This is a genomic window from Bradyrhizobium sp. McL0616 (assembly GCF_049993385.1).
Taxonomy (GTDB): domain Bacteria; phylum Pseudomonadota; class Alphaproteobacteria; order Rhizobiales; family Xanthobacteraceae; genus Bradyrhizobium.
Map to the genome: position 1 here is coordinate 679,292 of NZ_CP188255.1, position 13,887 is coordinate 693,178.

The 13,887-nt window shown below is 62.0% G+C and carries 12 protein-coding genes and 1 pseudogene; 10 read left to right on the forward strand and 3 right to left on the reverse strand.

The window, feature by feature from the left end; all coding sequences use genetic code 11:
* Window positions 1-10 precede the first annotated feature (10 nt).
* On the reverse strand, window positions 11-1,219 hold the full coding sequence (locus ACPPVR_RS03235) for an MFS transporter (RefSeq protein WP_426612842.1): 1,209 nt from the start codon (window positions 1,217-1,219) through the stop codon (window positions 11-13).
* 381 nt (window positions 1,220-1,600) lie between these two features.
* On the opposite strand from ACPPVR_RS03235, the gene ACPPVR_RS03240 reads away from it, so the two are divergent.
* The 3 genes from ACPPVR_RS03240 to ACPPVR_RS03250 are packed head-to-tail and all read left to right on the forward strand — an operon-like array spanning window position 1,601 to window position 5,654.
* Window positions 1,601-2,905: a c-type cytochrome gene (locus tag ACPPVR_RS03240; RefSeq protein WP_426612843.1), complete on the forward strand. Its 1,305-nt coding sequence runs from the start codon at window positions 1,601-1,603 to the stop codon at window positions 2,903-2,905.
* A gap of 32 nt (window positions 2,906-2,937) precedes the next feature.
* On the forward strand, window positions 2,938-3,429 hold the full coding sequence (locus ACPPVR_RS03245) for a (2Fe-2S)-binding protein (RefSeq protein ID WP_426612844.1): 492 nt from the start codon (window positions 2,938-2,940) through the stop codon (window positions 3,427-3,429).
* Window positions 3,426-5,654: a molybdopterin cofactor-binding domain-containing protein gene (locus ACPPVR_RS03250; protein WP_426612845.1), complete on the forward strand. Its 2,229-nt coding sequence runs from the start codon at window positions 3,426-3,428 to the stop codon at window positions 5,652-5,654. Before ACPPVR_RS03245 ends, ACPPVR_RS03250 begins: the two co-directional genes overlap by 4 nt.
* Before the next feature lie 257 nt (window positions 5,655-5,911).
* On the opposite strand, the gene ACPPVR_RS03255 is transcribed toward ACPPVR_RS03250, so the two are convergent.
* Window positions 5,912-6,622: a TetR/AcrR family transcriptional regulator gene (locus tag ACPPVR_RS03255; protein WP_426612846.1), complete on the reverse strand. Its 711-nt coding sequence runs from the start codon at window positions 6,620-6,622 to the stop codon at window positions 5,912-5,914.
* 158 nt (window positions 6,623-6,780) lie between these two features.
* Between ACPPVR_RS03255 and ACPPVR_RS03260 the strand changes: the two genes are divergently transcribed.
* The 7 genes and pseudogenes from ACPPVR_RS03260 (at window position 6,781) to dinB (ending at window position 12,638) form a co-directional block, all read left to right on the forward strand.
* Window positions 6,781-8,031, forward strand: coding sequence for an FAD binding domain-containing protein (locus tag ACPPVR_RS03260; protein ID WP_426612847.1), 1,251 nt, complete (start codon window positions 6,781-6,783; stop codon window positions 8,029-8,031).
* A gap of 38 nt (window positions 8,032-8,069) precedes the next feature.
* Window positions 8,070-8,369: a DUF485 domain-containing protein gene (locus ACPPVR_RS03265; protein WP_426612848.1), complete on the forward strand. Its 300-nt coding sequence runs from the start codon at window positions 8,070-8,072 to the stop codon at window positions 8,367-8,369.
* On the forward strand, window positions 8,366-10,024 hold the full coding sequence (gene actP, locus ACPPVR_RS03270) for a cation/acetate symporter ActP (RefSeq protein ID WP_426612849.1): 1,659 nt from the start codon (window positions 8,366-8,368) through the stop codon (window positions 10,022-10,024). Before ACPPVR_RS03265 ends, actP begins: the two co-directional genes overlap by 4 nt.
* A gap of 37 nt (window positions 10,025-10,061) precedes the next feature.
* Entirely contained in the window at window positions 10,062-10,475 is a 414-nt protein-coding gene (locus ACPPVR_RS03275; RefSeq protein WP_426612850.1) for a hypothetical protein, read from the forward strand.
* Between the two features lie 128 nt (window positions 10,476-10,603).
* Window positions 10,604-10,810 (forward strand): annotated as a pseudogene (locus ACPPVR_RS03280) (hypothetical protein); the annotation flags it as partial.
* 2 nt (window positions 10,811-10,812) lie between these two features.
* The gene (locus ACPPVR_RS03285; RefSeq protein WP_426612851.1) at window positions 10,813-11,538 is read left to right on the forward strand and encodes an SOS response-associated peptidase; all 726 of its coding nucleotides are present in this window, start codon (window positions 10,813-10,815) and stop codon (window positions 11,536-11,538) included.
* A gap of 62 nt (window positions 11,539-11,600) precedes the next feature.
* Window positions 11,601-12,638 (forward strand): DNA polymerase IV, encoded by a 1,038-nt coding sequence (gene dinB / locus ACPPVR_RS03290; protein WP_426616318.1) that lies wholly within the window; start codon window positions 11,601-11,603, stop codon window positions 12,636-12,638.
* 142 nt (window positions 12,639-12,780) lie between these two features.
* Here the strand turns inward: dinB and ACPPVR_RS03295 are convergent, their stop codons facing one another.
* Window positions 12,781-13,884: an ATP-binding protein gene (locus tag ACPPVR_RS03295; protein ID WP_426612852.1), complete on the reverse strand. Its 1,104-nt coding sequence runs from the start codon at window positions 13,882-13,884 to the stop codon at window positions 12,781-12,783.
* Window positions 13,885-13,887: the final 3 nt, after the last annotated feature.

The following is a 13,887-nucleotide window of genomic DNA, read 5'->3' on the forward strand; positions in this document are numbered from 1 at the left end:
GACCGTGGCGTTAGTGGCTTGATGCCTTGCCGAAGCGGGACGCAAGCGACGGCAATTGCAGGAGCAAACCCGCTGCCGCAAGGGCGGACCCATAGCCGCAGACGCCGAGCCAGGAAAGGTGTGCGTACGTCCAACTCGCCCCGAGGGACCCGAGCGAGCCGCCGATGAACATTGCCGTCATGAATACGGTATTCAACCTGCTACGAGCCTCCGGACGGAGCGCGAAAATCAGATGTTGGTTCGATACAAGTGCGGCGTTCACGCCGATGTCGAGGAGCACCACTCCGATGACCAGTCCCGCGATCGCGTTCCAGCCCGCGAAAACGGCCCATGAGGAAAGCGAGATGGCGGCTGCGATCGCGACCACCATGTGTGGACCACGCCTGTCGGCGACGCGACCTGCGAGAGGCGCGGCAAAGATGCCGGCCGCCCCGATGACGCCGAACAGACCCGCGATCTCCGGCCCAAGCCCGAATTCGGGTTCCTGAAGGTGAAGCGAGAGCATGGTCCAGAAGGCGATGAAGGAAGCAAACAGCATAGCTTGCGTTGCGGCGGCGAGACGAAGCTGTGGCTCCTCGACGAGCAAGTGGACGAGAGAGCGCAGCGCGGCCAGATATCCGATGTCCTGCTTCGCATGGTGCTGAGGCAGGATCGAACGGACCAGCGCGGCGGCGCCAAGCGCCAGAGGAACGCCCAGCCAGAACATCTCGCGCCATCCGAAGTGCGATCCGACGTAGCCGGCTATCGTACGGCTGAGGAGAATGCCTCCTAGAATTCCGCTGACCACAGTGCCTACTGCACTTCCTCTCGTCCGGTCATCGGCGAGCGTTGCGGCGAAAGGGACAATCTGTTGAGCTACGGTTGCTGCCACACCCAGCAAGAGCGACGCTGCGATCAGCGCGAGCGTGGAAGGCGCAATGGCGGCGAATCCGAGAGCAGCGGCCAGGACGACGAATTGTGCGGAGATGAGGCGTCGCCTTTCAACAAGATCACCCAACGGCACCAGCAGGAGAAGGCCGACAGCGTAGCCGAATTGCGTGGCTGTTGGGATGAGACCGATTGCAGAAGAGTTCGGGTAGCTCGCCTCGATCAGGCCGAGTAGAGGCTGGTTGTAGTATATGTTTGCGACTGCGATCCCGGCACACACCGCCATCGCGAAGATGCGAGCTTGGGTGAGGCTGGGTGCCTGGTGGTCCGTCGTGACCGTTGAAGTCGACATGGCGGCAAATCCTCTTTGCTCCGGCAAGCGCTTCTTGTTTCACGCGCCGGTTCTTGACCTCGATCAGGGTTGACAGTTAATTATCATTTGATAAATAGCAAGACGTGCGAACGGATCCAGTCTGTTTGTGATTTTTGGACGCGTGGGCACTGCGATCCTGCGTGCTGTGATGCCATCCGCAGCCTCGCATTATTGGTCCCGAAGCGAGGCTTTTCCCTCGCCTCTTACTCCGTGAGCGAGCGGTCGTATTGGATCCAGTGAGCGCGGTTTGGACTGGTTCGTCGAGCAGCGATCTGGAGATCGTGCAAGTCGCGCATGAAACTCAAAAGAAACCGCGCGGCGTCCCCTGATACGGCCTTGGGTCTCGATGAAGGAAGGGTGATGAAGTTCAAGTTTGTCTTCTTCGCGCTACATGCGATCGGTGCGTTTGGCGGAACGGCGGCGCTTCTATATGCGTGGGAATCGCCTATTGCTCCGATCGATCCTCAATCGCATGTAACGCCCGATCGCGCATTGGTTCGTCGGGGCGCAAGTCTCGCTCTTCTCGGAGACTGCGCCACATGCCATACCGCGGCGGGCGGACTCCCATACGCCGGAGGGCTCGCGATGCCGACGCCCTTTGGAACGATCTACTCCACGAACATCACGCCGGATCCGGAGACGGGCATAGGTCGCTGGTCGGAGCAGGCTTTCATTCGCGCTCTACGGTCCGGCGTGGATCGCGAGGGCCGCCATCTCTATCCGGCGTTTCCCTACGACCATTTCACGCGCGTGACCGACGACGATGCAAAGGCGTTGTACGCGTTCTTCATGTCGATCGACCCAGTGAAGTCGTCGGCGCCACCCAACGAACTTCCATTTCCTCTTAATGTCCGTCTCAGTCTGGCCGGCTGGAACCTTCTCTTTCTCCACCCGTCGCGTTTCATCGCCGACTCGTCGAAGGACGAAAAGTGGAATAGGGGAAAATATCTGGTCGACGGACTGGGCCATTGCGGCGCCTGTCATTCCCCTCGAAATCTGCTGGGAGCCGAGAAGACATCTTCCGGTTTTTCCGGAGGCGAAGCCGAAGGCTGGCGCGCCTATGCGCTTGGGCGAATTTCGCCGGCGCCGGTCCCATGGGATGAAGCCGCTCTCGCGGATTATCTCGCGCATGGTTTTCATCCCCAGCATGGCACCGCTCAAGGCCCAATGGCGAACGTGGTCGACAATCTGTCCCAGGTCGATCCGGCGGACGTGGGAGCGATGGCATATTATCTCGCTTCTCTCGGCAAGGGTGAGGGGCGGAATGACGCCGATAAGGCTGCTTCCGGGCCGGGGCGCCTGCCGCAGGCGGCTGGCACGCAGGCGGCGACACCTGCCGTCCCGCCCGAGGCTGGCGGCGCGATTTACGTCACCGTCTGCGCTTCGTGTCACGAAGGCGACCGACCGGTGCCGTTGGGGGGCCTGAAACTCGATCTCTCCACCGCGCTCGCCGATGCGACGCCAGCCAACCTGATCAACCTGGTGGTACGCGGGATACCGGCAACCGCCGGTGCTTCCAGGCGCCCAATCATGCCCGGTTTCGGTGACGTTCTCGACGACCGACAGATATCGGATCTTGCGAATTATCTCCGCACGCGCTTTGCGGGAAAGCAGCAGTGGGATGGGCTGGACAAAGCGGTCGCGGAAGCAAGAGGCGGACAATGACGTTCAAGGATTAGGGAGGCCAGCAAAACGCTATGACAACTCTGATGGTCAACGGTGAGAGCCGAACGATCAAGGCCAGCGCGGATACGCCGCTGCTATACGTCCTCAGGGACGAGTTAGGCCTTAACGCCGCGAAGTTCGGCTGTGGGCTAGGCCAGTGCGGCGCCTGCACCGTCATCGTCGATGGCAAGGCGATATTCTCTTGTGTGACGCCGGTGATGGTCCTGGAGGGGCGTAAGGTGACCACGCTCGAGGGGATCGGAAGCCTCGACGTGCCTGGTCCGATGCAGCGCGGCTTCATCGAGGAACAGGCTGCACAATGCGGCTACTGCATCCCGGGCATGATGATGCGAGCCCAAGCATTACTCGATCGCGATCCGCACGCCTCCGACGAGGCGATCAAGGCGGAACTGCAGCCCCATCTCTGCCGGTGCGGGACGCACATGCGTATTCTGCGAGCTATTCGAAGAGCCGCGGACGAGTTGCGATCGAAGACACCGGTCGAAGCAAGGACAGGGCGATGACGAAAACAGTTTCGCGGCGCAGCGTCCTAGCCGGCGCCGGCGCGCTCGTCGTTGCCTTCCGGATATCGCGGTCGCTTGCACAGACCGAAACCGGCACGGGCGAAGGTCCCTCGAAACATGATTTGCCGGGAAGCCTGGATGACACACCGAGAATCGACGCCTGGATCCGCATCGACGCTGCGGGCGCCGCCACGATCCTCACCGGCAAGGCCGAACTCGGCCAAGGACTCAAGACGGCACTTTTGCAGATCGCGGCCGAAGAACTCAAGTTGCCGTTGAACAGGCTTTCTCTGGTCACGGCCGACACGGGGCGAACACCGAACGAAGGCTACACAGCCGCCAGCCACTCGATGCGGGATTCGGGCACCGCGATCCGGCATGCCGCAGCCCAGGCACGCGAACTGCTCCGTGAAGAGGCGGCCCGAAGGCTCGACGTACCAGCCGCCTCGCTGCGCGTGCACGACGGCGAGATGTTGGGCGAGGACGGCAGACGCCTCGGCTTCGGCGAATTGGTGCGCGACCAACTGCTGTCCGTCGATGCCGGCCAGATCTCGCATCTGACCCTTCCCGCAGACTTCACCGTCATGAACCGGCCGGTTCCAAGAATCGACCTTCCGGCCAAGGTGACGGGGGGAGGGGCCTACGTCCAGGATCTTCGCCCAAAGGGGATGCTGCATGGTCGCGTCGTTCGCCCACCAAGCTATGGCGCCACGCTGCGGGACTGCGATGTGGCGGGCATTGAGCGGATGAGCGGGATCGTCAAGGTCGTGCGGGACGGGAATTTCCTTGGCGTCGTCGCGGAGCGCGAGTGGACCGCGGTCCAGGCGATGCGTATCTTGGCGGCCGCCCCGACGTGGATCGAGCGACAGGAACTGCCTGACGAGAGAGATCTGCCGGCCGCGCTAATGAACCTCCCGTCGCGCGACACGACGATTCAAGACAGCGGAAATCCCGGCAGGCCGGGCATCACGGTCGATGGCACCTTCAGCAGGCCCTATCTCAACCATGGATCGATTGGACCTGCTTGCGCTCTTGCGACGTTCGAGGACGGAAAGCTCACAGTTTGGACCCATACCCAAGGCGTGTTCTTCCTCCGCGATGCGATCGCCGGCATGTTGAAAATGCCAGCAGACGATGTGCGCTGCGTGCACGCGGAAGGCGCGGGGTGCTACGGCCAAAACGGCGCGGATGACGTCGCGGCCGACGCCGCTATGCTTGCTCTCACTGTCCCCGGCCGACCGGTCAGGGTCCAACTGATGCGGGAGCAGGAACACGCGTGGGATCCGTTCGGGCCCGGCATGGTGGTCAAGCTCAAGGCCACGGTCGGAGCCGACGGCGCGATCGCCGACTGGCACCACGAAGTTTGGAGCCAGTCGCATATGATGCGACCCGGTCCGCCAGGGACGCTGATCGCCGCGCGTCTGAAGTCGGACGCCTTTCCGGCGGCGCCCCCCGTCGCCCTCGCGCAGCCCGAGGGAGGAGGTGACCGGAACGCGATCCCCCTCTACGCGATCGAGAACTGCAAGGTGATCAGCCACTTCCTTCCGGACATGCCTTTGCGCGGCTCATCCATGCGTTCCCTCGGCGGCTATCTCAACGTCTTCTCGATCGAAAGCGTCCTCGACGAATTGGCTGTACGTTCGGGGCAGGATCCCGTCGCGTTTAGGCTCAGGCACATGGAAGATCAACGCGCACGGTCCGTCATCGAAACGGCGGCTTCGCGCTTCGGGTGGAGTGGACGGAAGAAGATTTCCGGGAGCACCGGATTCGGGTTCGGCTTCGCCCGGTACAAGAATCTCGAAGCCTGGTGCGCGGTGGCGGTCGAAGTCGAGCTCATCCGCTTGAGCGGCGCCGTTCGGATTCGTCGGGTCGTGGCAGCCGTGGACACCGGGCAGATCGTGAATCCGGACGGCGTCCGCAATCAGATTGAAGGCGGCATCCTGCAGGCGACGAGCTGGACGCTCTTCGAGCAAGTCAGGTTCGACCGCACTCGAGTCACATCCGTGGATTGGTCTGCATATCCGATCATGCGATTCGACAGCGTCCCAGAAAGCGTCGAGGTCCATCTGGTGGATCGCCCGGGCGACGCCTTCTACGGCGTCGCCGAGGCGGCGCAAGGTCCGACGGGGGCCGCGCTCACAAATGCAATCAGGGATGCATCGGGGGTCAGGTTCTCTCAACTTCCGATCACGTCAGCGCGGATAAAAAAGGCGATTAGTGTGTGATTGGAACGCGAGACCAGCTAGACACAACCGGTAACGCTCATCCCTGGCGCCAGCGCGCGAACGAAACCGAATTGAACGCGCTCAGCTTGACGATTCAGGGCCGCGTCGGGATCATCTTTCGACGCTGCATTTCAGGTTGCTGCCTTCGTTCACGCGCTGGGGCGATGACTATATTTCGGCGTATCGGATTTCCGAATGAGCGATGGCGACGAGGTTAGGACGATGCTCGGTGATCTTGAGCGCTTGGAGGATCCGGTTCACATCCCCGATTTCGTCGGCAGAACGGAGCGGATACCTCCAAGGAATGTCGTGACTTTCGCGTCGATGATCGAATTGACGTCCGCTTCGAGGGGCATGGAATAGATGAACTGACGCACTCCCAAATAGAAGATCGCCGCATGAAGTCCCCACACCATTTCGATCTCGAGGACGGCGGTCGGCACCTCGCGGGTGGACGGACGTCCGTATTCGAACCGGATCTCCTCTATCACCCTTTCGAATGCGCGTTCGCGCAGCATCTTCAGGTAGCGGGCGTTCAATCCGAGATCCTTCAGGCCCGCGAACATGAACAGGCGGATCCATTCGTACGTAAGAATGACTTCGGCATATTCGCGGTAGAACTGGGTCAGCCTCGTCTTAAGGGGAACAGAACGGTCGGCGATAATTTTTTCCCATGACGGTTTCCAGCGCTCGACAAAGACCTCCTGGTAAACTCGTTCGATGAGGGCTTCCTTGCTGGGGAAGTATCGGTAGAGCAGGGGCTGTGTGATCCGCAGTCGCCTGGCGAGTTCACGCGTCTGTCCTTCGAACCCGTGCTCGGCGAAGAAGGAGACCGCCTCGCGTGCGATGATGGCCTCCCGCTCGGACGGGTCTAGCCTCTGCTGATCTCGGACCGGTTTTCTGGGACGAGGAGCGATAGATTTCCTCACATCTGCTTCTTTGGCTTTAGCGCCATTTTTTATAGTCATACACCGTACTCCCAAAGCGCCTGAGCCGCCAAAACCGCTCACTTTATATTTATCAGATGATAAATAATTATTGACTCCGGTCAACGCCGTCGCAATAATTGATCAAACGATAAATAACGGCTCGACGATCCGTCGAGCTCATTGAAAGGAGGCCGCCGATGACGAACGATCGCAGTACACGCGAAGCGCAGCCGAAAGCCTTGGTGATCGGTGGCTCCATGGCCGGATTGTTCGCGGCGTTACTCCTGCGACGCGAAGGCTGGAAGGTCGACATATACGAACGCATCGGCGCCGAACTGGCCGGCCGAGGCGCGGGGATCGTTACGCACCGCGAGTTGTTCGAAGTGCTGGGGCGGGTCGGCATTGATACCGAAGCGGCCGCCGTTGGAGTAGCCGTCCCAGGCCGGCGGGTGCTCGATCGTAGCGGCCGCATCGAAGGCGAACTCGGGTTGCGTCAGGTACTCACGTCTTGGGGCCATCTCTACGGGCTTTTGAGGGCGGCCTTTCCAACCGAGAGCTACCATCACGGCAAGAACCTTGCGGCGGTAGCCGAGGTAGGGAGTCAGGTAACGGCGCGGTTCTCCGACGGTTCACAGGCTTCCGGAGATCTCTTGATCGGCGCCGATGGCATTTTTTCGTCAGTCAGGGCCCAGCTCGCTGCGGATGTCCGTCCCGGATACGCCGGCTACATCGCATGGCGAGGCCTGGTCGATGAACGGGACTTGTCTCCGAAGACCCGCGCGGAATTGTGCGACTGGTTCGGTTTCAGCCTCCCTCCGGGGGAGCAGATGCTTGGCTATCCGGTAGCCGGGCTGAACGAAGAGATGGGCGTCGGCGAGCGGCGTTACAACTTCGTTTGGTACCGTCCGGCCGACGCCGATCACGGGCTGGCCGATCTCCTGACGGACATCGACGGCGTTCGCCACGAACTATCCATTCCGCCGATCCGGATTCGCCCGGAGGTGATCGCCTCCATGCGGCGAGACGCGGAGCGATTGTTGGCGCCCCAATTCGCCGAGGTCGTTCGCCTCACGCGTCAGCCGTTCATACAGGCGATCCTGGATCTCGAAACGCCACGAATGGCTCTCGGACCCCGAACGGTGATCCTGGGCGACGCAGCCTTCGTGGCCCGACCGCACGTCGGAATGGGAGTGACGAAGGCCGCGGGAGACGCAGCCGCCCTCGTCGACGCGCTGCGGGACCACCCAGGAGATCTGTCAGAGGCACTGGTGAAGTTTGAATCGGCTCGGCTTCCGTTCGGATCGGCGGTCGTTCGTCGGGCGCGCGATTTGGGCGCCTACATGCAGGCCCAGATTGCGACCGCCGAAGAGCGGAAGTTGGCGGAGCGTCACCGCAGCCCCGAGGCGGTGATGGCTGAGACCGCCGTCACGACGGGAATCGCCGCGTGACGAAGTTTAAGAATTCGAAGAGGGAGGACGATCAACCAATGGATCTGCAAGCCATTCAGAACAATCCAGCGTTTCGACAGCTGACGAGCGAGCGGGCGCGCCTTGGGGTCGGTATGTCGGTCGTCATGGCGGCCACATACTTCGCCTACATCCTGACCGTAGCGTTCCGGCCGGACCTGTTGGGGCACCCGCTCTGGAACGGCACTGTCATTACCTGGGGGGTGCTGATCGGAGTCGGCATGATCGCCTTGGGCTTCTTGCTCACGGCCCTCTACGTCCGACGGGCCAATTCCCGTTTTGATCGCCTCAATCAACTTCTGCAGGAGAATCTGCGATGATCGTACGCCCGGTTTACGCGGCTTTCTTCACTATCCCATTCGCGCTCTTTTCAAGTCCCGTTGCAGCCGATGCGCTGGTATCAGCGACGGGCACACGGCCATCGCTGAATGCGACCGCGATTGTCATGTTTCTCGGCTTCGTGGCCGTCAGTCTGGGCATCACGTTGTGGGCGGCCAGACGAGGTACGAACACGGCAAGGGACTTCTATGCCGCGGGTGCCGGCTTGAAGGGTGTCCAGAATGGACTCGCGATCGCAGGCGACTACACGTCTGCGGCGACTTTCCTAGGCGTCACGGCTCTCGTTTATACGTCGGGCTACGACGGCATGATCTACGCGATAGGCTTTCTCGTCGGCTTCCCCATGATCCTGTTCCTGATCGCGGAGCCTCTGCGCAACCTCGGCCGCTATACGTTCGCCGACGTCGCGGCATATCGCCTTTCGGAGGTGCCGGTGAGGGCGGTCGCCAGCGCCAACACCCTTGTCATCGTGGTCTTCTACCTGATCGCTCAATTGGTCGGGGCCGGAAAGCTCATACAGCTATTGTTCGGACTTCCGTACATCTATGCGGTCGGCATCGTAGGCGTCCTGATGATGGTCTACGTGACTTTCGGAGGAATGCTCGCGACCACCTGGGTGCAGATCATCAAAGCCGTCCTGTTGATGGCGGGATCGGTGCTGATGTCGGTTCTGATTCTCAGTCACTTTGATTTCAGTCTGGAGGCGCTCTTCCGGGAAGCCGTGGCATTGCACCCGAAGGCCAGCGCGATCATGGCTCCTGGCGGTCTCGTCAAGGACCCGGTGTCTGCAATTTCGCTCGGATTGGCCCTGATCTTCGGCACAGCCGGTCTACCGCACATCCTCATGCGCTTCTTCACGGTAAGCGACGCCCGACAGGCCCGAACCTCGGTTCTAGTTGCGACAGGATTTATCTCCATCTTCTACAGTCTGCTTTTCGTGCTCGGCTTCGGCGCCATCGCGATCGTTTCGGCGGATCCCCAATTCCGTGATCCGTCGGGCGGCTTGTTGGGTGGCGTCAACATGGTGGCCCTCCATCTGGCCGACGCCGTCGGCGGGTCGCTGCTGCTCGGGTTCATCTCTGCGGTGGCATTCGCGACCATCCTGGCCGTCGTATCAGGACTGACCCTCGCGGGCGCTTCTGCCGTTAGCCACGATCTCTACGCACGCGTCATCCGGAGGGGGCGCGTGAACGAACGCGAGGAAGTACTCGTTTCGAAGGCCGCCGCGGTCGCGATCAGCGTCATTTCGATGGCATTGGGCGTCCTGTTCGAGAATCAGAACATCGCGTTCATGGTGGGGCTGGTCTTCGCGATCGCCGCGAGTGCCAACTTCCCGGTTATACTTCTTTCGATCGTCTGGCCGAACCTCACGACACGCGGAGCAGTAGCCGGTTCGCTCGCCGGCCTGTTGGCGTCGGTCGGGTTGGTCGCACTTAGTCCCGGCGTGTGGACCGCCGCCTTCAGGCTCGGTCCCGCGCCGTTTCCATATGACAATCCGGCACTCGTTTCTGTTCCGCTGGCCTTCGCGGTATCGTGGGCAGTGTCGATGCTGGACCGCAGCGCGGCGGCCGCATCGGTCCGCGCCTCTTATGGAGCGCAGCACGTTCGGGCCCAGACGGGCCTGGCCGTCGAATGACGGTTTTCGGAGATCCCCAAACCAACGGAAATGCGATATGGAAACCAGCGTGGCAAAAACGGGCAGGGTGGCTTGGCCCGATTCGATTCAGAAGGAATTCGACACCAACCAATTTAATGGGCGGGTCGGGACCCGCCTCCTATCGGAAACTGAGCGCGTGCGCGTCTGGGAAATACGGCTCGCGCCGGGGGAACGCATCGGCTTTCACCGTCATGTGCTTGATTATTTCTGGACTTCGGTGACACCGGGGCGGGCTCGGTCATATGCGGAGGACGGGACGATCGTCGAAGCAACTTATTCGGCTGGTGAAACGCGTCACTTCGTCTACGGAAAGGGCGAGTACAAGATCCACGATCTCAAGAACGTCGGAGATGCAGATTTGTGGTTCACCACCGTCGAATTTCTTGACAGTGCAAACGTGCCGTTGGAAATCGGAACCAAGAATTCGTGAAATGGCAGTGGACTGCAGCGCGAAGCGTTCCGGTCCGGGCGCCCGTACGGGTGGCCAAAGTGTCGGCGCCATTGGCGACGTCGAGCTCGTCGACATAAATCGCCTCTAGAATGAAAGGCGAGCTGTAGGGGTATAGCTGGCTGCAGATCGAGTGCTCGCGCTGCAAGGCCGCGCGCGACGTCGATCTGGCCTCGCTTGCTCACCCATCGACGACCTTCGTGCACGATCTGGCGAGCCGGCTCCGCTGCAGCAAATGCGCCAGAGCCAATCGCCGGCCGCCGGCGACGCTGCTACAGTTGGCGCAGCGCCCCCGCCAGGCCGCTCTGGAGACCTGACGATGTGCAATCTTTACTCTATCACCACCAACCAAACGGCCATCAGCGCGCTGTTCCGTGTCGTCAACAGGTACGTCGGCAACCTCGCGCCGATGCCCGGCGTGTTTCCGGACTACAAGGCGCCCATCATCCGGACCGGCACCGACGGCCGCGAGCTCGCCGCCGCCCGCTGGGGCATGCCGTCGTCGTCCAAAGCGTTGATGGACGCCACGAAGAAGCGCGCGGAAAAGCTGCAAGCCAAGGGCAAGACTGTCGACTTCAAGGAATTACTCCGGATGGAGCCCGACGGCGGCACCACCAACATCCGCAACGTGAAGAGCAAACATTGGACGCGATGGCTGGATCCGGAGCACCGCTGCGTGGTGCCGTTTAACTCGTTCAGCGAGTTCAACAAGGCCGAAGGCGGAGACATCTGGTTCGCGATCGACGAGTCCCGTCCGCTGCTCTGCTTCGCCGGCATCTGGACAAACTGGACGTCGGTCAGGAAAGTCAAGGAAGGCGAAACCACCAACGACCTCTACGCCTTCCTGACCACGGAGCCCAACGCCGAGGTCGGCGCCATCCATCCGAAGGCGATGCCGGTGATCCTGACGACGCCCGACGAGGTCGAGACCTGGATGACGGCGCCGGCAGACGAGGCCTTGAAGCTGCAGCGCCCGCTTCCGGACGGGGCGTTGCGGATCGTGGCCCGCGGGGTGAAGGAAGACCCGGCCGGACCTGCGGCGTGACCAACGACGACGATGACCAGGCGACCGGTTCGCCTCGCCAGCGGAAGATCATCCACGTCGACATGGATGCCTTCTACGCATCGGTCGAGCAGCGCGACCAACCGGAGCTTCGCGGCAAGCCGGTCGCCGTCGGCGGGTCCCGTGAGCGGGGTGTTGTGGCGGCCGCGAGCTACGAAGCCCGCAAGTTCGGGGTCCGATCAGCGATGCCGTCTGTCACGGCCAAACGGCAGTGTCCGAACCTCATCTTCGTGAAGCCGCGGTTCGAAGTCTACAAAGCGGTGTCGCAGCAGATCCGCGAGATCTTCGAAGAGCACACGCCGATCATCGAGCCGCTGTCGTTGGACGAAGCCTACCTCGACGTCACGGACAACCTGCAGAACATCCCGCTGGCGCGCGATGTCGCGCTCGCGATCCGCGCCAAGATCAAGGAGACGACCGGCTTGAACGCTTCGGCCGGCATCTCGTACAACAAGTTTCTCGCGAAGCTCGCTTCCGACCACCGCAAGCCGAACGGCCAGTACGTCATCACGCCCGAAACGGGGCCGGCGTTCGTCGAAGCGCTGCCCGTCGAAAAATTCCATGGCATCGGGCCGGCAACGAGAGCGAAGATGAACTCGCTCGGGCTATTCACGGGTCTCGACATGCGCAACCAGACGCTGGACTTCATGCAGGCCAACTTCGGCAAATCGGGTGCCTACTACTATTGGATTTCCAGGGGCATCGACGAGCGCGAGGTCCGCGCGAACCGCATCCGGAAATCCGTCGGCGCGGAGAACACGTTCTCCGACGACCTTACCGAATTCGAAGCCATGGCCGCCGAACTGCAGCCCTTGATCGACAAGGTCTGGCGGCACTGCGTGGAAAAGGGCTCGCGAGGCCGGACCGTGACGCTGAAGATGAAGTACAGCGACTTCGAGATGGTCACGCGCAGCAGATCCGTACCCTCCGTCGTCAGCTGCCGCGACGATCTCGAACGCCTGGCGACTGCCCTGCTGCAGAACGAGGTGCCTGTCAGGAAACCGGTCCGGCTTCTCGGAGTGTCGCTCTCTTCGCTGCATGTCGACGATCACGACGAACCTCAACTCGGCCTTTCGATCTGATCGATGGGTTCGGTTGATCCGCCGGGACCGGCCTCCGCGGCGCGAAACTTGGAACTGGACGCCCGATGTGCCGAAGGTCCCGACCGGTCGGCGAGCAGACCTCCGCATAGCGCGGGAATCTGAAGACGCTATTCCGAAACATTCATCTAAGCGGCATCTCGAACGTGAAGCGAGTTTCCACCGCCGTGGACACCACCGTCAGCGTACCCTCATGAGCCTTCGCGATTTGCGCTGCGATGTGAAGGCCGAGCCCGAGACCTTGCCGGCTCGCCCTGACGGTTCCCCTGAAGAACGGCTCGAATAGCTTCGCGATCGCGGCCGCCGGAATCGGTTCGCCTCGGTTCGAAACGGACAGCTTGAATAGTCCGCCTTCCGTCGCCCCGCGAAGGCGCACTGGCTGGTTCGAGGCCCCGTGCGTGAGCGCATTTCCCAACAGATTGGAAACGAGTTGGCCGATCCGAGAACTGTCGCAGTTCACGGGACGGTCGATGGCGTACTCCTCGATGATCTCGCGGCCCGGTGAGGAGAGGCGCAGTTCGTCGACGACCTGGTGCAGCACAGGTTCCAGCGGCGTCCTGGCGTTGCGATCGAGAGTAATGCCGCCGCCCAGCCGCCCTCGGGCGAAGTCGAGCACGTTGTCGATCAGCCCGGCCATCCTGACGACGGTGCTCTGGAGCATCGCGACGATCTGATGGTCTCGATCCGTCTTCGCGTCCCGGCCCAAGATGCGAGCGCCGGCGCTGATCGAGGCGAGCGGGTTGCGGAGGTCGTGCCCCAGCACCGCGATGAACTGCTCTCGCAGTTCGGACGTCTCCCTCTCGTCGGCGAGGCTCACGGTCGCGGCATCGCGGGCCTGCAGCAGCTGTGTTTCGTATCGGCGGCGGTCCGTGGCCTTCATGAACACCAGGCGCACGAACAGCGGCTTGCCCGCCGGGTCCCGACCCTCGGCTGCGTTGGCGATCATCGGGATCGGCTTGCCGTCAGCGGCGACGAAGTCGATGGCGAACTCGCTGAACGAGCCCTGCATCCGCAGCAGCGGGGCGACATGGGTTTCGTAGAAGACCCGGCCCGCAATGTTGAGGAAGTCGCCGAGCCGCTTCCCCATCATCCGCTCGGCCGCGTATCCGGTCCACCCGAGCAGCGTCCTGTTCACCAGTTCGATCCGACCGTCCTTGCCCAGTACGACGTAGCCGCAGGGGGCGGTCTCGAAAATGTCCTGGAAGTCGTGGACCGGCGGAACGGACACCGG

Bases quoted from the DNA above. Each gene is read 5' to 3' on its own strand.
- ACPPVR_RS03260 (WP_426612847.1), top strand. From the start codon at position 6,781: ATGACGAACGATCGCAGTACACGCGAAGCGCAGCCGAAAGCCTTGGTG.
- ACPPVR_RS03245 (WP_426612844.1), top strand. From the start codon at position 2,938: ATGACAACTCTGATGGTCAACGGTGAGAGCCGAACGATCAAGGCCAGC.
- ACPPVR_RS03275 (WP_426612850.1), top strand. From the start codon at position 10,062: ATGGAAACCAGCGTGGCAAAAACGGGCAGGGTGGCTTGGCCCGATTCG.
- ACPPVR_RS03240 (WP_426612843.1), top strand. From the start codon at position 1,601: ATGAAGTTCAAGTTTGTCTTCTTCGCGCTACATGCGATCGGTGCGTTT.
- ACPPVR_RS03265 (WP_426612848.1), top strand. From the start codon at position 8,070: ATGGATCTGCAAGCCATTCAGAACAATCCAGCGTTTCGACAGCTGACG.
- ACPPVR_RS03285 (WP_426612851.1), top strand. From the start codon at position 10,813: ATGTGCAATCTTTACTCTATCACCACCAACCAAACGGCCATCAGCGCG.
- ACPPVR_RS03250 (WP_426612845.1), top strand. From the start codon at position 3,426: ATGACGAAAACAGTTTCGCGGCGCAGCGTCCTAGCCGGCGCCGGCGCG.
- actP (WP_426612849.1), top strand. From the start codon at position 8,366: ATGATCGTACGCCCGGTTTACGCGGCTTTCTTCACTATCCCATTCGCG.
- dinB (WP_426616318.1), top strand. From the start codon at position 11,601: ATGGATGCCTTCTACGCATCGGTCGAGCAGCGCGACCAACCGGAGCTT.
- ACPPVR_RS03255 (WP_426612846.1), bottom strand. From the start codon at position 6,622: ATGACTATAAAAAATGGCGCTAAAGCCAAAGAAGCAGATGTGAGGAAA.
- ACPPVR_RS03235 (WP_426612842.1), bottom strand. From the start codon at position 1,219: ATGTCGACTTCAACGGTCACGACGGACCACCAGGCACCCAGCCTCACC.